Below are 18,726 nucleotides of genomic sequence, written 5' to 3' on the forward strand. Positions count from 1 at the left end.
TATCGGAGGTAGTGACGCGGATGCGCGCTGAGTAGATTGACCGTGTCACCGGAGCCTCACGGCTCTCGGCCCTTCGAACCTTCCCCGCCGCAAAGGAGCGCGCCCTTATGAGCAGCCAGATCGATCACCTCCTGGATGAGACGCGGCGATTCGCACCGTCCGACGGATTCGCGGCCGAGGCCCAGGGCACCGCCGAGCTGTACGCCCGTGCCGCGAACGATCGAGAGGGGTTCTGGGCCGATCAGGCACGCGAGCTCCACTGGGACACGCCCTTCACCGAGGTGCTCGACTGGAGCAATCCGCCGTTCGCGAAGTGGTTCGCCGATGGCGAGCTGAATATCGCGTACAACTGCCTGGACCGCCATGTCGAGGCCGGCAACGGCGACCGCGTCGCCCTGCTGTGGGAGGGCGAGAACGGCGACGAGCGCGCCGTCACCTATGCCGAGCTGACGAGCGAGGTCAAGCGCGTCGCCAACGTGCTGATCGGTCTCGGCGTGCGCCAGAGCGACCGGGTGGCCATCTACATGCCGATGATCCCAGAGGCGATCGCCTCGATGCTGGCCGTCGCCCGGCTCGGAGCCATCCACTCCGTCGTGTTCGGCGGATTCTCCGCCGACAGCCTGCGCTCGCGCATCGACGATGCGGGAGCCAAGGTCGTCATCACGGCGGACGGCGGCTATCGCAAGGGCAAGGTGTCCGCACTCAAGCCGGCCGTCGACATGGCGCTGGCCGATCGCAACGGGTCCGGCGTCCAGGAGACGGTCGAGCATGTGCTCGTCGTGCGACGCGGCGGCAACGATGTGGAGTGGACCGAGGGTCGCGACATCTGGTGGCACGACGCGGTGCCGTCCGCGTCCGATGACCACACGGCCGAGGCGTTCCCGGCCGAGAACCCGCTCTTCATCCTCTACACCTCCGGCACCACCGGAAAGCCGAAGGGCATCCTGCACACGTCGGGCGGCTACCTGACGCAGGCGGCGTTCACCAACAAGATGGTGCACGACATCCGCCCCGAGACCGACGTGTTCTGGTGCACCGCCGACATCGGCTGGATCACGGGCCACACGTACGTCACATATGGCCCGCTGGCCAACGGCGCCACACAGGTGCTCTACGAGGGCACACCCGACACCCCGCATCCGGGCCGCTGGTGGGAGGTCATCCAGAAGTACGGCGTGACCGTGTTCTACACGGCGCCGACGGCGATCCGCTCCTTCATGAAGCTCGGTCGGGCCATCCCGAAGAAGTTCGATCTGTCGTCGCTGCGCCTGCTCGGTTCGGTGGGTGAGCCGATCAACCCCGAGGCATGGATGTGGTACCGCAAGGTGATCGGCGGCAAGACGGCGCCGATCGTCGACACGTGGTGGCAGACCGAGACCGGCGCGATCATGATCTCCGCCCTCCCGGGCGTGACCGAGACGAAGCCGGGTTCGGCGCAGGTGCCGCTGCCGGGCATCTCGATCGACGTCGTGGATGAGGACGGCACGCACGTGGGCAACGGCAACGGCGGACTGCTCGTGGTCACCGAGCCGTGGCCGAGCATGCTGCGCGGCATCTGGGGCGACCCGGACCGCTTCGTCGAAACGTACTGGGAGAAGTTCGCGAAGCAGGGCTTCTACTTCGCGGGCGACGGCGCCCGCCTGGATGACGACGGCGACGTGTGGTTCCTCGGTCGCGTGGACGACGTCATGAACGTCTCCGGGCACCGTCTGTCCACGACGGAGATCGAATCGGCGCTCGTCGGGCACGAGTCCGTCGCCGAGGCCGCAGTCGTCGGCGCTGCGGACGAGACGACGGGGCAGGCAGTGGCCGCGTTCGTCATCATCAAGCAGAGCTACCTCGCCGAGCACTCCCCCGACGGCCTCGCGCAGACGCTGCGCCTGTGGGTCGGCGAGCAGATCGGCCCGATCGCCCGGCCACGCGACGTGTACATCGTGGAGGAGCTGCCCAAGACGCGCTCCGGAAAGATCATGCGTCGACTCCTGCGCGACGTCGCCGAGGGACGCGAGGTCGGCGACACGACAACACTGGCCGACACCGCGGTGATGTCGGTGATCTCCGCCCAGGTGCGCTGAGTTCAACAGAAAGGAGGCGGGGCGCGTGGCGCCCCGCCTCCTCTGTCTTACGCGATCAGGCGTGGGAGAAGATGACCTCGACCTCGACGGGCGAGTCCAGCGGGAGCACCGGAACGCCCACGGCAGAGCGGGCGTGACGGCCGGCCTCGCCGAAGACCTCGGCGAGGAGCTCGCTCGCGCCGTTGATGACGCCGGGCTGACCGGTGAACTCCGGAACGGATGCCACGAACCCGGTGACCTTGACGACACCGGTGAGGCGGTCAACGCCGCCGACGACGGCCGCGGCGGCGGCGATCGCATTCAGCGCGCTCTGCCGGGCGTAGCCCTTGGCATCGGATGCCGGCACCAGGCCGTGCCCGTCGCCGACCTTGCCCGTCGCGGGCAGCGCGCCCGAGACCATCGGCAGCTGGCCGGAGGTGTAGACGAGGTCGCCGTGCACGTTGGCCGGGATGTACGCGGCGACGGGCGGAACGACGGACGGAAGCTCGATGCCGAGTTCGGCGAGTTTCGCGGTCACGGACATCTCAGTTCTCCTCGAACTGTCGGGCGGCCTGAGCCGCGGCATCCAGTCCCGCGTTCGCGGAACCGCCGCCCGAAGGGCGCTTCAGATAGGCGACCAGACCGCCCTCGGGCCCAGGGATGACCTGGACGAGCTCCCACCCCTGCTTGCCCCAGTTGTTGAGGATCGCGGCGGTGTTGTGGATCAGCAGAGGCGTGGTGAGGTATTCCCACGTCGTCATCGCGACTCCTCGGGTAGGCGAGCGGAGCCCGCGGCGGATGCTGGGAAAAACCCCCGTACGCGCACGCCTGTGAAGGCTTCGCCCAGGTAGCTCCCTTACGATCAAGCCTATGCCTGATACGAAACGAACGGCCACTGGTGTGCTCGGCGGTATCGCCGGCCTCGTCGGCCTCAGCGTTGTCGCCGGGGTCCTCGTGGCCGCCACAGTGACCCCCGCCATCGCCATTTCGGGAGCGGCCGCGTCCAGCGCCATCACGATGTTCGACAACCTGCCCAAGGTTCTCGAGATCGAGAAGCTCATGCTGCCGACCACGCTCTACTACAAGAACCCCGAGGGCGTGGACGTCGAGCTCGCCTCGTTCTACGACCAGAACCGCACCATGGTGACCTTCGATGAGGTGTCGCCCGTCATGTACGACGCGATCCTCTCCAGTGAAGACCCGCGCTTCTACCAGCACGGCGGAATCGACCTGATCGGCACGACCCGCGCACTGCTGCAGAACTTCAAGGGCGGCGGCGAGACGCAGGGCGGATCCTCGATCAGCCAGCAGTACGTCAAGAACATCCTGATCCAGAAGTGCGAGTCCAACGCCGGCGACGAGGCGAGGGACCAGCTCAACAAGGCGGCCGAGAAGACGGCAGAAGAGGTCGCCGCGCAGACCACCAAGGACACCGGCACCGAGACCGCGCCGGTGGTCATCGCGCCGACGATCGACGAAATCATCGCGAAGACGGACGCGGTCCTGGCCAACTGCTGGACCCAGGCCACGACCGCGGACGGGAACGAGGGCATCCAGCGCAAGCTGCAGGAGATGCGCTATTCGATCGCCCTGGAGCAGAAGTACTCGAAGAACGAGATCCTGCTCGGGTACCTCAACACCGCCAACTTCGGTGGACAGACGTACGGCATCGAAGCCGCCGCGAACCGCTACTTCAACGTGTCGGCCAAGGACCTCACCGTCTCGCAGGCCGCGACGCTGGCCGGTATCGTGCAGAACCCCAACACGTACCGCATCGATAAGCCGGCCGGGTCGATCTTCGGCAACGACGGCGCGACCTACAACAAGGCGCCGGACGGTGTCATCGATGACATCAACAAGGGCCAGCTCGCCGCCCTGGACACGCTGCTGGCCGCCGGCACCATCACCCAGGAGCAGTACGTCGCCGCGGCCGATGGCTACAGCGCGACCAAGGGCCGCCAGCTCTATGTGCTCAGTCGCCTCCTGGATGACGGAAAGATCACACAGGAGCAGTACACCGCCGCGGTGATCGAGCCGATCACGCCCGTTCTGCAGCCGATGTCGAAGGGCTGCGCCGATGCCGGCGACAATGCCTACTTCTGCCAGTACGTGAAGTCGGTCATCAAGTCGGACCCCGCGTTCGGCGCCACGCAGGAGGACCGCGACAAGGCGCTGCAGCGCGGTGGCCTGAACGTTTACACCACGCTCGATCTCCGCGTGCAGGCCGCGGCCGTCGCCTCGATGCGGGCCAACGTCCCGTCATCGGTCGACTTCATGAAGCTCGGCTCAGCCATTACGAGCGTCGAAGCCGACACCGGACGTGTCCTGGCCATCGCGCAGAACACCTACTTCAGCGAAGATGCCGACGCCCTGGCGGCCGATCCCAACCTCAACGCGATCGTCTTCGCGGGCGACATGGCCCACGGTGCCTCCGGCGGGTTCCTCGCGGGCTCGACGTTCAAGCTCTTCACCCTGATCGACTGGCTCGAGCAGGGGCACTCGCTCAAGGAATCCGTCAACGGCCGCGTCCACCAGATCACGAAGATCAAGGACAGCTGCAATGCGAGCGGCTGGTGGATCGATCCGGGTGCCAAGGCCATCAACAACTTCGGCGGAGGCGGCGGTAGCGTCGGCACCCCGCTGAGCTTCACCACGTCGTCCCTCAACTCCGGATACCTGTCCATGGGCGAGAAGCTCGACCTCTGCGACATCCAGAAGGTTGCGACCAAGATGGGCGTGACGCTCGCCAAGAACGGCGAGCCGGTCAGCATGAACGGCGCGTTCTCCATCCTCGGCTCCAACGCGGTCTCCCCGATCGCGATGGCGGGCGCTTACGCGACCGTCGCGAACAACGGCATCTACTGCCAGCCCAAGGTCATCGACAGCGTCACCGACTCCGACGGCAACGCGATCGTCCCGCCGGCGACCAAGTGCGAACAGGTCATCGACCCCAAGGTCGCAGCGACCGCGGCCTACGCGCTGGAGACCGTGATGGGCGGAGGCGGTACCGGACGGGCCGCCAACCCGCGTGACGGCATCGCCGTGCTCGGCAAGACGGGAACCGCCGAGGAGCTGCAGACCTGGATGGTCGAGTCGAGCACGAAGGTGGCGACGGCCGCCTGGGTGGGCAACTACGTCGGTGACGCGAACGTCTACCGCCCGTTCGGCAACCTCCGCTACGAACTCGCGAGAGACACTCAGGCCGCAGCGAACGCGGTCTATGGCGGCAACGACTTCCCCGGGCCGGACTCAGACCTCATGCGTCAGGTACAGGTCGATCTGCCCTCGGTTCTGGGCATGAGCGTCGACCAGGCGACCCAAGTCCTGCAAGAGGCCGGCTTCGAAGTCACCGTGGGCGAACCCGTCGACTCCGGCGAGGCCGAGGGCATCGTCGTAGCGCAGAATCCCGGTGCCGGAAAGGTCTCGTCCGCGTCGACGATCACGATCAACGCGAGCAACGGCCAAGGCGTCTCGGTGCCCGACGTCACCGGCCGCCAGCTCGATAAGGCGATCGACGACCTGCGCTCTGCCGGCTTCGGCAACGTCGTGCCCGGCACGTGCACGGCCGACGCCAACGCCGACGTCAAACGCATCGTCACGAGCACCAACCCTGCGGCGACCACCGTCACGAACCGCAACGCGGCGATCTCGGTCAACTACACGACGAAGATCTGCCTTTGACCGGCAGCGGATCCGCGCGCACCGCCCTCACGACCCTCGGGGTCGTGGGGGCGGTCGGCGTCGGCGCCGCCGTGTGGGGCATCGGCATCGAGCGGTATCTGTTCACGATCCGCCGGCACGAGCTCCGCGTGCTTCCCACCGGTGCCGCCCCGCTTCGGGTGCTGCACCTCTCCGACGCGCACATGGCACCCTGGCAGCATCGCAAGCAGCGCTGGATCGCCGGACTCGCCGCCCTCGAGCCGGACCTGATCGTGAACACCGGCGACAACCTCGGTCACGTGGACGGGCTGCGCGGCCTGCGTGCCGCCCTCGACCCGTTCCGCGGCATCCCGGGTGTCTTCGTGCACGGGTCCAACGACCACACGGCGCCGTCCCCACGCAACCCGCTGCGGTACTTCATGGGTCCCTCGAAGCACAAATCGGAGGCCGAGCCGCTCGACACAGGCGCACTCGACAGCTACCTGTCCGACGACCTCGGCTGGCGCGACCTGAACAACGCCGCGACCGCGCTCGAGGCCGGCGGTCTGCGCATCGACGCGTTCGGCGTCAGCGACGCCCACCGGCACTGGGACGACCTGGAAGTGCTCCCAGAGCTCGTCACCGCCCTCCCCGAGGCCGATCTCTCCATCGGCGTCACGCACGCGCCGTACCGCCGCGTGCTGGACTCCTTCACCGACCTGGGCGCCGAGGTCATCTTCGGCGGCCATACCCACGGCGGTCAGGTGCGGGTCCCCGGTTTCGGCGCGCTCGTCGCCAACTGCGACATCCCGCTCCGGCAAGCTCGCGGTCTCAGCGACTGGTCGCACGACGGCCGCACGGTGCCGCTGAACGTCAGCGCGGGCCTCGGCCACTCGATCTACGCCCCGGTGCGCTTCGCGTGTTTCCCCGAGGCCTCCCTGATCACCCTCCTCCCCCGCTGATGCGTCACGTCGGCACGATCGAATTGCTCGCTCGATTCGGAGCACGGCTCCCGATCAGGTAGACTCGGAGGGTTGCCACGGGGTGTGGCGCAGCTTGGTAGCGCGCGTCGTTCGGGACGACGAGGCCGCAGGTTCAAATCCTGTCACCCCGACACAACAGAAAGGCCCCGCATCACTTCCTGAGGGAACGATGCGGGGCCTTTCACCTACGTACCGTGGAGAATTGAGACGATGTCGAACACCGCCCCTCCCCTTCTCGTCGCGTTCGATCTCGACGACACGCTTGCTCCGTCGAAGACCGCGATCGACCCGCGCATCGGCGATCTGCTGATCGCCCTGGCCGGACGCGTCGAGGTCGCGATCATCTCGGGCGGCCAGATCGTGCAGTTCCGCTCGCAGGTCGTGGACCGACTTCCGGATGCCTCGGCCGACCTGTTGCGGCACATCCATCTGATGCCGACCTGCGGCACCCAGTACTACCGGCACGGGGCGAGCGGCTTCGAGGTCGTCTACGCCCACGCACTCACCGACGACGAGAAGTCCCGCGCGTTGGCGGCCGTCGAGGGCGAGGCCCGCCGCCTCGACCTCTGGGAGGCTGAGCCGTGGGGCGACATCCTCGAGGACCGCGGCTCGCAGATCACATTCTCGGCGCTGGGCCAACGGGCTCCCCTCGACGCCAAGACGGCCTGGGACCCGACCGGCGCCCGCAAGAACGCGCTGCGCGCCGCGGTGGCCGACCGCATCCCCGATCTGGAGGTCCGCTCCGGCGGATCGACCAGCGTCGACATCACCCACCGCGGCATCGACAAGGCCTATGGCATGCGCAAGCTCGCCGAGGTCACCGGTATCGCACTGGAGGACATGCTGTTCGTCGGCGACCGGCTCGACCCGGACGGCAACGACTACCCGGTGCTCGCGATGGGCGTGGCGTGCCACGCGGTGGAGGGCTGGGAGCAGACCGCCGTGTTCCTCGACGCCCTGCTGCCCACCCTCCCGCCGCGCGTCTAGCTCTTCGCTGCGGCGCGAGCGCGCGGCGCACGGGCCGCCGCGGGCTGGCCGATCGGCATCAGCCGGGCGAGCTGGGTCACGTGCTTGGGCTCGAGCTCGTGGAGCGACGAGACGCCGAGCAGCCGCATCGTGCGCTCGATCTCGCTCTGCAGGATCGCGATCATCCGCTCGACGCCCTGCTGCCCACCGGCCATGAGGCCGTAGAGGTACGCGCGTCCGACGAGCGTGAACTTCGCGCCGAGGGCGACGGATGCCACGATGTCCGCGCCGTTCATGATGCCCGTGTCGATCATCACGGTGGCGTCCTTGCCCACCTCACGCACGACGTTCGGCAGCAGATGGAACGGGATCGGCGCTCGGTCGAGCTGACGCCCGCCGTGGTTGGAGAGGATGATGCCGTCGACGCCGAGGTCGATGAGCCGCTTCGAGTCCTCGACGTTCTGCACGCCCTTGATCACGATCTTGCCGGGCCAGAGCGCACGGATGATCTCGAGGTCCTCGTAGCTGATCGTCGGGTCCATGGCGGCGTCCAGCAGCTCGCCGACCGTGCCGCCGGTCGTCGACAGCGACGCGAACTCGAGCTTCGGCGTGGTGAGGAAGTCGTACCACCACCACGGACGCGGGATGGCGTTGATGATCGTGCCGAGCGTCAGCTGCGGCGGGATCGAGAAGCCGTTGCGCTTGTCGCGCAGCCGAGCGCCGGCCACCGGCGTGTCGACGGTGAACATGAGTGTGTCGAACCCCGCCTCCGCAGCGCGGCGGGCGAGGCCGTATGAGATCTCGCGGTCCTTCATCACGTACAGCTGGAACCAGTTGCGTCCGTGCGGGTTCGCCGCCTTCACGCCCTCGATCGAGGTCGTGCCGAGCGTGGACAGCGTGAACGGGATGCCGGCGGCTCCGGCCGCGGTCGCGCCGGCGATCTCGCCCTCGGTCTGCATGAGGCGCGTGAACCCGGTCGGTGCGATGCCGAACGGCAGGGCCGACGGTCCGCCGAGGATCTGCACCGAGGTGTCCACCGTCGGCGCGGGACGCAGGATGCCGGGGTGGAACTCGATGTCCTCGAACGCCTGGCGGGCCCGGCTGAGCGACAGCTCGCCCTCGGCGGCGCCATCGGTGTAGTCGAACGCAGCCTTGGGCGTGCGGCGCTTCGCGATCGTGCGGAGGTCGGCGATCGTGAGTGCGGCGTCAAGGCGACGCTTGCGTCCGTCGAGCTCGGGCTTCTTGAACTTCATGAGCTCGAGAAGCTCGACGGGGTTGGGGAGCTGGCGCTGGACCATGGGTCTTCCTACTCTTCGGGTGTCAGTTCGCGGGCTAGGCCCGCTTCGGCGTAGTAGCCGGAGATGTGGTCGTGGATGAGTGCCCCGGCGCGCACGGAGTCGCCCGCGTCGATGATGTCGAGCAGGGCGCGGTGCTCGTGGCGCAGGCGGGCGGACGTGACATCCCACTCCGGGATCCGGGCCGCGCCCGCCAGCACGTAGGACTCGATCGAGGTGCGGAGACCTGCCATCATCGCGGCGATGACGACGTTGCCGGATGCCTCGGCCAGCGCGAGGTGCAGCTGCGCGTCCAGCGCCAGGAACTCGGCGGGAGTGAGGTCCCCTGCATCCATCGCATCGACGATCACCCGCGCATCCACGGTCGATCGGTCCGGATCAGCCGCCAGCGCCGTCACGACGGCCGATTCGAGCACGAGGCGGGTGCGGACCACATCGTCGAGCGGAAAGCCGTGAGCGGCCACCTGGAGCCGTAGAAGGGCCGACATGCCGCCCTGGGGGGTCGCGACGATGATGGCGCCGGAGCTGGGCCCCGAGCCGGTGCCCGTGCGGATCAGCCCCATGACCTCGAGCACACGCAGCGCCTCGCGGACGCTGGAGCGGCCGACACCCAGCTGCGCGGCGAGCTCGCGCTCCGGCGGCAGGCGGTCTCCGGGGACGAAACGACCCTCGAGCAGGTCGCGCTCGATCCGCTCCAGCACGAGCCGCCAGGCCCGTGCGGGCGCGGCCGTCAAAGCATCGTCGGCGATGGTGTGCTCCTGTGTGGATTCGGTGTGGTCTGACCACACTACCTCGTGTGGTCGGACCACACAACGACACTCCACCGGTGCGCCTCTGTGCGGCATCCCGGCCCTATGCTGGGCGCATGGATCCGCTGTCGCTCGTCCTGATCGTGTTCGGCGCCGCGTGCGCGTTCTGCTGGATCACGTCCCTCATCACGAAGGAGACGTCGTGGGTCGACCGGCTCTGGTCGATCGTGCCGGCGATCTACGTGTGGATCTTCGCGATCGCGGGGATCCTCGCCGGAGAGGATGCCGCGCGCCTCGTGCTGATGGCGGTGCTGGTCACCGCGTGGGCCGTGCGTCTGACGTTCAACTTCGCCCGCAAGGGCGGATACACCGGCATGGAGGACTACCGCTGGGCGATCCTGCGCGCGCGCATGAAGCCGTGGCAGTTCCAGATCTTCAATCTGCTGTTCATCGTGCTCTACCAGAACGCCCTGCTCGTGCTGATCACCCTCCCCGCGCTGATCGCGTGGCAGCACCCGGTACCGGTCAACGGATGGGATGTCGTGTTCGCCCTTCTGTTCGCCGCATTCCTCGTGGGCGAGTTCACGGCCGACCAGCAGCAGTGGAACTTCCACCAGGCCAAGAAGCGTGCCGGCGGCCACCTCGATCCGGGGTTCCTCACCACAGGGCTGTTCCGCGTCAGCCGTCACCCCAACTTCTTCTTCGAGCAGGCGCAGTGGTGGGCGTTCTACGCCCTCGGCGCGACGGCCGCCGTAGCCTCGGGGCTGGGCCTGTGGGGCGGCGCGATCAACTGGACGATCCTGGGCGCCGTGCTGCTGACGGTGCTGTTCATCGGCTCGACGATCTTCACCGAGTCGATCACCGCCTCGAAGTACCCGGCGTACGCCGACTACCGACGCACGACGTCGATGCTGGTGCCGTGGCCGCCGAAGCGATCGGCTGAGCAGCCGCGCACGGCCTGAGCGCGGCTCAGGAGCTCAGGCGTCCGCCCGACTCGCGCAGGTAGCACTCGCCGCACAGCGACTCGTAGGTGACCTCCTGGCCGTCGATGGCGACCTGGTCGCCGTCGAAGACGAAGTGACCGTCGACGAGGCGCCCGTTGAACAGCGCCTTGCGTCCGCAGCGGCAGATGGTCTTGAGCTCTTCGAGCGTGTGCGCCACCTCCAGCAGGCGTCGCGATCCGGGGAACGCGCGCGTCAGGAAGTCACCGCGGATGCCGTACGCCATCACCGGCACGTCATCGAGCACCGCGACGCGGAACAGGTCGTCGATCTGCGCCGGGGTGAGGAACTGCGCCTCATCCACCAGGAGGCAGGCGACTTCCGCCGGACCGCGGCTGAGCCCGGTGAGCTCGTCGTGCGTGTAGCGGACCCGCGCCTGATGCTCAGCGAACAGGCCTCGGGCGTCGTCGGCCGCATCGATCAGGAAGTCGACGGGACGCGTCATCCCGAGCCTGCTGGAGATCTGACCGGCACCCTTGGTGTCGATGCGGGGCTTCGCCAGCAGCACGTGCTGCCCGCGCTCCTCGTAGTTGTACGCGGCCTGCAGCAGGGCGGTCGACTTCCCCGAATTCATCGCGCCGTAGCGGAAGTAGAGTTTGGCCACCCGCCGATTCTACGGAAAGCGCTTCCGCAGCGAGGCGCGACTACGGCCGTTCCCAAGACTCGATCCCACCGGCGGCCAGGATGAAGCTCGGCGCCGCCCTCGCCGGATCGTCCAGTCGTGGCAGCCAGGCGGCATCCCGTGCCGTCACCTTCCTGCGCAGGTGCTCGAGCTCGTAATCCAACTGACCGGACGTGACCGGAATACCAGGGGCCGCCGCATCCGGTGCAAGGACTCGGGTGAGGTCGAACCGGTAGCCTCGCGCCGTCGCTTCGTCGTGCAGCCGCGCGAGGTAGTGGCCGATCGCGTCGTCGGGGCGCGCACAGGCGCGGAAGCGCTCGAGCTGCGGGTGCCGGGTATAGCCGCGCGTGCCACCGGCGAGCACCTTCTGCGCCAGCAGTCCCTCGCGCCAGCAGGCGACGAGTGCCGCACGATCGAGGATCGACGGATGCAGCGACCAGAGCCTCATAGACTCCCGATGCCCTTCCCCGTCGCTGCCCAGCTGAGACGGATCAGGCTGTCAGCGCCAGTGCTTGCGCCGTCTCGGCCTGCACCTCGGCCGCAGCCTCGGGGCGCGGGTTGAGGGTCTCGCCGTAGGTCGGGATGAGCTCGCGCAGGCGCGGCTCCCAGCCGTCGATCTGCTCGGGGAAGCACGTCTGCAGCAGCCCCAGCATGATCGAGACCGCCGTCGAGGCGCCCGGAGAGGCGCCGAGCAGGCCGGCGATCGTGCCGTCGGCACCCGTGACGACCTCAGTGCCGAACTGCAGCACGCCGCCCTTCTTCGGGTCCTTCTTCATGACCTGCGCGCGCTGACCAGCCTGGATCAGCTCCCAGTCCTCGTCCTTCGCGGTGGGCACGAAGTCACGGAGCGTGTCGACCTTCTTGGCGTGGTTCTTCAGCAGCTCGCTGACGAGGTACGTGATCAGCGACGGGTTGTCGATCGCGACCTTGAGCATCGGGCCGATGTTGCCGGCCCGCACCTGCGTCACGATGTCCAGCATCGAGCCGTTCTTGAGGAACTTGGGGCTGAACGTCGCGAACGGGCCGAACATGAGCGCGGCCTCGCCGTCGACGACGCGCGTGTCCAGGTGCGGCACCGACATCGGCGGGGCACCGACGGACGCCTGCGAGTACACCTTCGCCTGATGCTGCGCGACCAGGGCGGGGTTCGTGGTCTTCAGGAACTGCCCGCCGATCGGGAACACGCCGAAGCCGGAGATCTCGGGGATGCCGGAGCGCTGCAGCAGCTTGAGCGCCCAGCCACCGGCACCGACGAACACGAAGCGCGCCCTCGTCGACCCGGGCGTGCGGCCCAGTGAGTTGCGCCACTTGATGAGCCAGGTGCCGTCCTTCTGACGCTTGAGCGTGCGGACCTCGCGGTTGGTGACGACGTCGACTCCGCGGGCGCGGAGGTTGTCGAACAGTTGGTGGGTGAGCGCACCGAAGTCCACGTCGGTGCCCGCAGGCACACGGGTCGCCGCGAACGGCTCGCCCGCACGGCGCTTCTGCATCAGCAGCGGGGCCCACTGGTTGATGACCCGGGAGTCCTCGCTGTACTGGATGCCGGAGAACAGCGGCTGCGTCTTGAGCGCTTCGTAGCGCGCCTTGAGGAACGCGACATCCTTCTCGCCCCGCACGAACGTCATGTGCGGCGTCGAGTTGATGAACGTCGAGGGTGCGTCCAGCACGCCCTGCTCCACGAGCGACGACCAGAACTGGCGGCTCTGCTGGAACTGCTCGTTGATCGAGATGGCCTTGGCCGGGTCGACGGAGCCGTCCGGGCCCTCGGGCGTGTAGTTCAGCTCGCACAGGGCGGCGTGCCCGGTGCCGGCGTTGTTCCACGCGTTGGAGCTTTCCAGTCCGACGTCGTGAAGTCGCTCGAAGACCGAGATCTTCCAGTCGGGCTGGAGCTCGGAAAGGAGGGTACCGAGAGTGGCGCTCATGATGCCACCGCCGATGAGTACGACGTCGACCGTATCTTTCACCATACGATTCTAGGCTGGCCCGCGAGTGCCCCCGACCGAGGGGCTGGTCACCCGGCGAAAGTCTGCCGATTCTTGACGCCAGGGCAAGCCCCGACCGCGGCGTCAGGGAGTCGGGGCGGGGGTGACATCCAGGTCGACGTCGATCTGCGGCAGGAACTGGTCGACCAGCTCGAACACGTTTCCGGCGAGGAACGAGAGCAGGGCGATGAACAGGCCGATCGTGACCGACCGCGCGATCGCCCGCACCGGATGCCCCGTCCCGGCGCGCGCCGAGACGAGCCCCGTGACCGTCAGGGAGATGACCACGACGCTCATCGCGACGGCGAAGCGCCACTCGTCGGGCACGAACACCACCGCAGCGGTCACGGGCATGGCGCCGGAGATGAATCCGAAGAAGCCGCGCAGCGCGATCCACAGCGGACGGGTCGCAGGAGCCGCGCCCTCCAGCATCCCGTGCTCGGTCTCCAGTTGGGCCCCGAGCGGATCGGTGCGCATGAGCTGGGCCGCGACCTGATCCGCGAGTCGTTCGTCGAGGCCGCGCTCGAGATAGTGCGCCCGCAGCTGCTCGCGCTCGTCGTCCGGACTCATGGCGAGGCGCCGCTTCTCCTCGGCGATGACCTCGAGCTCGGCATCCCGATCCTGCGCCGCCTCGGCGTACGCCGCGCCGCCGAGCGAGAGCCCGCCCGTGATCATCAGCGTCACCGCCGCGAACAGCACCGTCTCGTCGTTGGCACCGGCTCCGGCGAAGCCCTGGATGATGCCGGTGGTCGAGATGATCCCGTCGTTGGCATCGAGCACCCATTTGCGGACGACGGAGGCGTCGACCACGGGGTGCGTCCCGGTCAGGCGTTCGCGCCGAGGGAGGCCGCGACGACCTCCGCGATCTGCACGGCGTTGAGCGCGGCACCCTTGCGCAGGTTGTCGTTGCTGATGAACAGCACCAGCCCCTTGCCTTCGGGCGCCGACTGGTCGGCGCGGATCCGACCGACGTAGCTCGGGTCCTTGCCCGCGGCGTACAGCGGCGTCGGGACCTCTTCGAGGGCGACGCCCGGCGCGGTGGAGAGCACCTCGCGGGCCCGGTCGGGCGTGATGTCGCGGGCGAACTCGACGTGGATCGACAGCGAGTGGCCGGTGAAGACGGGGACGCGCACGCACGTGCCCGCGACGCGGAGGCCAGGAAGCTCGAGGATGCGGCGGCTCTCGTTGCGGAGCTTCTTCTCCTCATCGGTCTCGTTCTCGCCGTCGTCGACGAGGTTGCCGGCGAACGGGATGACGTCGAACGCGATCGGCGCGATGTACTTCTCCGGCTGCGGGAAGTCCACGGCTGAACCGTCGTGCACCAGGCGGAGCGTGTCCCCCTGGGCGAGGACGCCTTCGACCTGTCCGAGCAGCTCTTCGGCACCGGCGATGCCCGACCCGCTGACGGCCTGGTAGGTGCTGACGATGAGACGCTCGAGACCGGCCTCGGTGTCGAGGACCTTGAGCACCGGCATCGCGGCCATCGTGGTGCAGTTCGGGTTGGCGATGATGCCCTTGCGCGCCTCGCTGATCGCGTGCGGGTTGACTTCGCTGACGATGAGCGGCACGTCGGGGTCCATGCGCCAGGCGCTGGAGTTGTCGATGACCGTCGCGCCGGCCGCGGCGAAGCGCGGGGCGTGCGCACGGCTGCCGGTCGCACCGGCCGAGAACAGGGCGATGTCGATGCCGGCGGGGTCGGCGGTCGCGACGTCCTCGATGATGATGGTCTGGCCGCCGAACTCGACAGCGGTCCCGGCGGAGCGGGCGGTCGCGAACAGTCGCAGCTCACGGATCGGGAAGGCGCGCTCGGCCAGAATCTCGCGCATGACCGTGCCGACCTGTCCGGTGGCGCCGACGACGGCGACAGAGAGTCCTGAGTCAGAGATGCGGGTCATGTTGCGGTCCTCGTCGATCATGGGTGCGGCGATTGCGTGAAACCCTGATTCTACCGGGCACGCTCGAGACGTCGGACCCCATGACGGTCGCGCCCGCGAGCACGGATTCAGACCGGATGCCGCAGCGTGGTGACCGACGCCGCGGCGCGGGTCACCTCGTCCCGCGCCCGCTCGAGCGCGACGCGATCGGCACCGACCTGCTCGAGCGCCAGAAGCGCCGCACCGACCACGGGCGGACCGTCGTAGATCTCGGGCCGGGCGAAGGGCGCGACGCCCGCGATGCGCTCGTGCACCTGTGCCAGCAGCAGCGGGTCGCCGGAGCGGATCACGCCGCCGCCCAGCACCACCGGGATCGGCACGGACTCGAGCTCGAGCCGGACGACGCAGGCACGTACGAAGGCGGCGATCTCCTCGGCCTGGCGCTCGACGATGCTGCGCGCGACGATGTCGCCGTGGGCGGCGGCGCGGAACACGATCGGCGCGAGATGCGTGAGGTCGGCCGAATCCCGTCGACCGAAGTGCAGGTCTTCGATCAGGTCGGCGATCGAGCGCACGCCCAACGCCGCCACGATCGCAGGGGTCAGTGCGGTGCGCGGTCCGCGGCGGTCGACGTCGCGGGCCGCGTGCCACAGGGCCACCGCGCCGAGTCCCGCACCGCCGCCCCAGTCCCCTGAGATCTCGCCGAGGGACGGAAAGCGCACATCCGCTCCATCGGCCCGTACGCCGACCGCGTTGATGCCGGTGCCGCAGATGACGGCGACGGCGTTCGGCTCGTCGGTTCCGGCGCGCAGCAGCGCGAACAGGTCGTTGGCGATGATCGTCGCCGGGCCCGCCCAGTCGAAGCCGGCGGCAGCCGCGCGGTAGTCGTCGCTCTCGCTGGGCAGGTCGAGCCCGGAGATGTACAAACTCGCCTGCGCGACCGGGCTGCCGAGCGCGACCGATCGGATGAGGTCGTCCACGATGCGCACGGATGAGTCGAGCCCCTCCAGGTGCGGGCTCGCGCCCGGTCCGCGCCGGAATGCACGCACCTCCCCGTCGCGGGTCACCGAGACCGCCTCTGTCTTGGAACCGCCCGCGTCTACCGCGACGACCAGGCCGGTCATCGCGCCCACTCGAGGAATCGTGCGTTCTCCGCGAGCAGCAGGTCGGTGAGCTTCTCCGCGCGGTCATGCTGGAGGACGAGCGGATGCGCCCGCATGGCGCGCAGCACGCGATCACGTCCACCGTGCACCGCGGCATCCAAGGCGAGCCGTTCATATCCGGCGACGGAGGCGATGAGGCCCGCCATGTCGTCCGGCAGCGCCGCGATCGGCTCCGCCACGAACGCCCCGTCGCGGAACACCGCGGGCACCTCGATGACGTGGTCGTCCGGCAGGAACGGGAGCCGCCCGTCGTTGCGCAGATTCACCACACGCGCCCGGTCGGTGCCGCTCTGCATGGCGGCGAGCAGCTCGATCGCCGCTTCCGAGTAGAACGCTCCCCCGCGACGCTCCAGCGCCTCCGGCTTGGTGTTCTCCTCCGGCCGCGCATAGAGCTCGAGCAGCTCGCGCTCTATCGCCCGCACAGCGGCGGCGCGCGTCGGCTCGTGCAGCTGCTCGTGCAGCACCTCGTCATGGGCGTAGTAGTACCGCAGGTAGTAGGACGGCAGCGCTGCCAGCTGTTCGATCAGCGCCGGAGCGAGGTGCACGTCGTCGGCGAGGTCGTTCAGCCGATCGCGCAGCAGGTTCGGGAGTCGGTCGCTGTCATCCACGAGGATGCCGCGTTCCCACGTCAGATGGTTCAGACCGACATGCCCGAGGCTGACCCGGTCGTGCTCGACGCCGAACAGTTCGGCGAAGCGACGCTGGAAGCCGATCGCGACGTTGCACAGCCCGACAGCACGGTGGCCGTGCTGCAGCAGGGCGCGCGTGACGATGCCGACGGGATTGGTGAAGTCGATGATCCACGCGTCCGGCTTGGCGTGCCGGCGCACGGCGTCGGCGATCCGCAGGACCACCGGCACGGTGCGCAGCGCTTTGGCGAGGCCGCCGGGTCCGGTCGTCTCCTGACCGATGCACCCGACTTCGTGCGGCCAGGTCTCGTCGGCCTCCCGGGCATCCTGTCCACCGACGCGCAGCTGGATGAGGACGGCGTCCGCATCGGCCACCCCGGCGACGAGGTCGGTCGTGGTGACCACCTTCGCGGGGTGTCCGGCGTGCGCGAGCATGCGGCGCGACATCCCTCCGACCAGTTCCAGGCGCTGGGGATCCGGGTCGACGAGGTGGATCTCCTCCAGCGGAAGAAGGTCGCGCAGCCGCGCGAACCCGTCGATGAGCTCGGGTGTGTAGGTCGACCCACCGCCGACGATCGTGAGCTTCATGCCTCCACGCTCCAGCGCTGGGGATCGGTCACGGCGGAGATCTCGTCCTCCAGCTCGGCGTGGATCTGCTCGACGAGCTTCTGCCGCGCACCGAGCAGCACCGGCTGCCGCCCGGTCCCGCTGGTGCGGATCGAGAGCTTGGGACGTGCCGAGGCATCCATCCGCGCGTTCACCAGCTCGGCGAGCGCTTCTCCGCCCGCTGAGCCGGTCGGGCCGCCGAGCACGATCAGCGCGGGGTCGAGCACGGCCAGCAGCGGCTCCACGGCCAGCACGATGCGGTCGGCGAGCGCGGCCAGCGCGGCCGGATTCTCCGGCAGCCCCACGAGCACGTCCGCGAGTGGCTGCGACTCGCTCCCCCCGAGCAGCCGCAGCACGGCCGGGCCGCCGAGCAGGTCGGTGAGGTCGTTCGCGTCCGGTTCGAACTCGAGTGCGGCCCGCGGCACGGCGAGATAGCCGAGCTCGCCGGCGCCACCGTGGGCGCCGCGGAGGACGATCCCGCCGACGTCGAGGCCTACGCCGAGGCCACCGCCCATCCACAGCAGGGCGAAGCTCGAGGCGTCCTGCGCCACCCCTGCGGAACGCTCGGCCATCGCCGCGAGGTTCACGTCGTTGTCGAGGGTGACGTCCAGGTCCAGGGCCGCCTCGATCTGCTGCCGGGCGCCGGATTCGGGCCAGCCGGGCAGCGTGTCGGTGAACGACAGCTCATCGCCCTCGACGAACACGGCGGCCTGCACCCCCACGACGACCCGGCTGACGGATGCCTCGGAGATGCCGGCGGCATCACACGCGGCCAGGACGGCCGCCCGCACGTCGTTCTGCGGCGAGCGGTCCGCGGCGTCGCGCACCACCTCGACGATCGGGTGGTCCGCGTCGACGGCGTCGACGACGACGGCATGGATGCTGTGCTCGAGGATCGAGATCGCCACCCCCGTGATGCGGTCGGTGCGCACCCCGTAGGTGACGGCGTTGGGCCCGCGTCCGGCCGAGACTTCACCGACCGGCGCGATCAGGCCGACGCGCTCGAGGCGCGCCAGCATCTGCGCTGCGGTCGGTTTGGACATGCCCGACAGCTTGCCCAGCCGCGCGCGGGTCAGCGGTCCGTGCTCCAGGAGCAGGCGGAACGCCGTCCGGTCGTTGTGGGCCCGCAGCCACGTGGGGGTACCCGGGTCGATCTGACTCAT

The 18,726-nt window shown here is 68.9% G+C and carries 17 protein-coding genes and 1 tRNA gene; 6 read left to right on the top strand and 12 right to left on the bottom strand.

Translation table 11 applies throughout. From position 1 onward, the window contains the following. Positions 1 to 107: 107 nt before the first annotated feature. Complete coding sequence (gene acs, locus ASD65_RS06825; RefSeq protein ID WP_056220243.1) at positions 108 to 2,075, top strand: acetate--CoA ligase; 1,968 nt, start codon at positions 108 to 110, stop codon at positions 2,073 to 2,075. 55 nt (positions 2,076 to 2,130) lie between these two features. Here the strand turns inward: acs and ASD65_RS06830 are convergent, their stop codons facing one another. Both ASD65_RS06830 and ASD65_RS06835 read right to left on the bottom strand, forming a co-directional pair. Continuing rightward, entirely contained in the window at positions 2,131 to 2,598 is a 468-nt protein-coding gene (locus tag ASD65_RS06830; protein ID WP_056220247.1) for a RidA family protein, read from the bottom strand. Position 2,599: 1 nt separating this feature from the next. Further along, positions 2,600 to 2,815, bottom strand: coding sequence for a DUF4177 domain-containing protein (locus ASD65_RS06835; RefSeq protein ID WP_056220250.1), 216 nt, complete (start codon positions 2,813 to 2,815; stop codon positions 2,600 to 2,602). A 109-nt stretch (positions 2,816 to 2,924) separates the two neighbouring features. On the opposite strand from ASD65_RS06835, the gene ASD65_RS06840 reads away from it, so the two are divergent. The 4 genes from ASD65_RS06840 (at position 2,925) to ASD65_RS06855 (ending at position 7,663) form a co-directional block, all read left to right on the top strand. After that, entirely contained in the window at positions 2,925 to 5,735 is a 2,811-nt protein-coding gene (locus ASD65_RS06840; protein WP_056220253.1) for a transglycosylase domain-containing protein, read from the top strand. Then, complete coding sequence (locus ASD65_RS06845; protein ID WP_056220257.1) at positions 5,732 to 6,655, top strand: metallophosphoesterase; 924 nt, start codon at positions 5,732 to 5,734, stop codon at positions 6,653 to 6,655. Before ASD65_RS06840 ends, ASD65_RS06845 begins: the two co-directional genes overlap by 4 nt. 78 nt (positions 6,656 to 6,733) lie before the next feature. After that, positions 6,734 to 6,807: transfer RNA gene (locus ASD65_RS06850), tRNA-Pro, on the top strand. 79 nt (positions 6,808 to 6,886) lie between these two features. Then, positions 6,887 to 7,663 (top strand): HAD-IIB family hydrolase, encoded by a 777-nt coding sequence (locus ASD65_RS06855; protein ID WP_056220260.1) that lies wholly within the window; start codon positions 6,887 to 6,889, stop codon positions 7,661 to 7,663. Here ASD65_RS06855 and ASD65_RS06860 read toward each other — a convergent pair. Both ASD65_RS06860 and ASD65_RS06865 read right to left on the bottom strand, forming a co-directional pair. Continuing rightward, a complete protein-coding gene (locus tag ASD65_RS06860) occupies positions 7,660 to 8,940 on the bottom strand; it encodes an alpha-hydroxy acid oxidase (RefSeq protein WP_056220263.1) in 1,281 nt (426 codons plus the stop codon). The genes ASD65_RS06855 and ASD65_RS06860 overlap by 4 nt on opposite strands. Positions 8,941 to 8,948: 8 nt before the next feature. Next, positions 8,949 to 9,671 carry a FadR/GntR family transcriptional regulator gene (locus ASD65_RS06865; RefSeq protein WP_056224574.1) on the bottom strand — a complete coding sequence of 241 codons (723 nt, stop codon included), beginning with the start codon at positions 9,669 to 9,671 and terminating at the stop codon, positions 8,949 to 8,951. 131 nt (positions 9,672 to 9,802) lie between these two features. Between ASD65_RS06865 and ASD65_RS06870 the strand changes: the two genes are divergently transcribed. Then, positions 9,803 to 10,648 (top strand): DUF1295 domain-containing protein, encoded by an 846-nt coding sequence (locus ASD65_RS06870; protein WP_056220266.1) that lies wholly within the window; start codon positions 9,803 to 9,805, stop codon positions 10,646 to 10,648. A 7-nt stretch (positions 10,649 to 10,655) separates the two neighbouring features. Here the strand turns inward: ASD65_RS06870 and ASD65_RS06875 are convergent, their stop codons facing one another. From ASD65_RS06875 to ASD65_RS06910, 8 genes are all read right to left on the bottom strand, one after another. Then, entirely contained in the window at positions 10,656 to 11,291 is a 636-nt protein-coding gene (locus ASD65_RS06875) for a thymidine kinase (protein ID WP_056220269.1), read from the bottom strand. 40 nt (positions 11,292 to 11,331) lie between these two features. Beyond that, complete coding sequence (locus tag ASD65_RS06880; protein WP_056220272.1) at positions 11,332 to 11,757, bottom strand: pyrimidine dimer DNA glycosylase/endonuclease V; 426 nt, start codon at positions 11,755 to 11,757, stop codon at positions 11,332 to 11,334. A gap of 43 nt (positions 11,758 to 11,800) precedes the next feature. Continuing rightward, the gene (locus tag ASD65_RS06885) at positions 11,801 to 13,276 is read right to left on the bottom strand and encodes a malate:quinone oxidoreductase (RefSeq protein ID WP_056220275.1); all 1,476 of its coding nucleotides are present in this window, start codon (positions 13,274 to 13,276) and stop codon (positions 11,801 to 11,803) included. Positions 13,277 to 13,375: 99 nt separating this feature from the next. Next, the gene (locus ASD65_RS06890; RefSeq protein ID WP_056220278.1) at positions 13,376 to 14,101 is read right to left on the bottom strand and encodes a VIT1/CCC1 transporter family protein; all 726 of its coding nucleotides are present in this window, start codon (positions 14,099 to 14,101) and stop codon (positions 13,376 to 13,378) included. 14 nt (positions 14,102 to 14,115) lie between these two features. Then, positions 14,116 to 15,186, bottom strand: coding sequence for an aspartate-semialdehyde dehydrogenase (locus ASD65_RS06895; protein WP_056224576.1), 1,071 nt, complete (start codon positions 15,184 to 15,186; stop codon positions 14,116 to 14,118). 107 nt (positions 15,187 to 15,293) lie between these two features. Beyond that, positions 15,294 to 16,289 (bottom strand): N-acetylglucosamine kinase, encoded by a 996-nt coding sequence (locus ASD65_RS06900; RefSeq protein WP_056224578.1) that lies wholly within the window; start codon positions 16,287 to 16,289, stop codon positions 15,294 to 15,296. Then, a complete protein-coding gene (locus tag ASD65_RS06905) occupies positions 16,286 to 17,545 on the bottom strand; it encodes a 6-phospho-beta-glucosidase (protein WP_056220281.1) in 1,260 nt (419 codons plus the stop codon). The genes ASD65_RS06900 and ASD65_RS06905 overlap by 4 nt, the downstream gene beginning before the upstream one ends. Then, on the bottom strand, positions 17,542 to 18,726 hold the full coding sequence (locus tag ASD65_RS06910) for an ROK family transcriptional regulator (protein ID WP_056220284.1): 1,185 nt from the start codon (positions 18,724 to 18,726) through the stop codon (positions 17,542 to 17,544). The genes ASD65_RS06905 and ASD65_RS06910 overlap by 4 nt, the downstream gene beginning before the upstream one ends.

Origin of the sequence: Microbacterium sp. Root61 (assembly GCF_001427525.1) — a bacterium.
Taxonomy (GTDB): Bacteria; Actinomycetota; Actinomycetes; order Actinomycetales; family Microbacteriaceae; genus Microbacterium.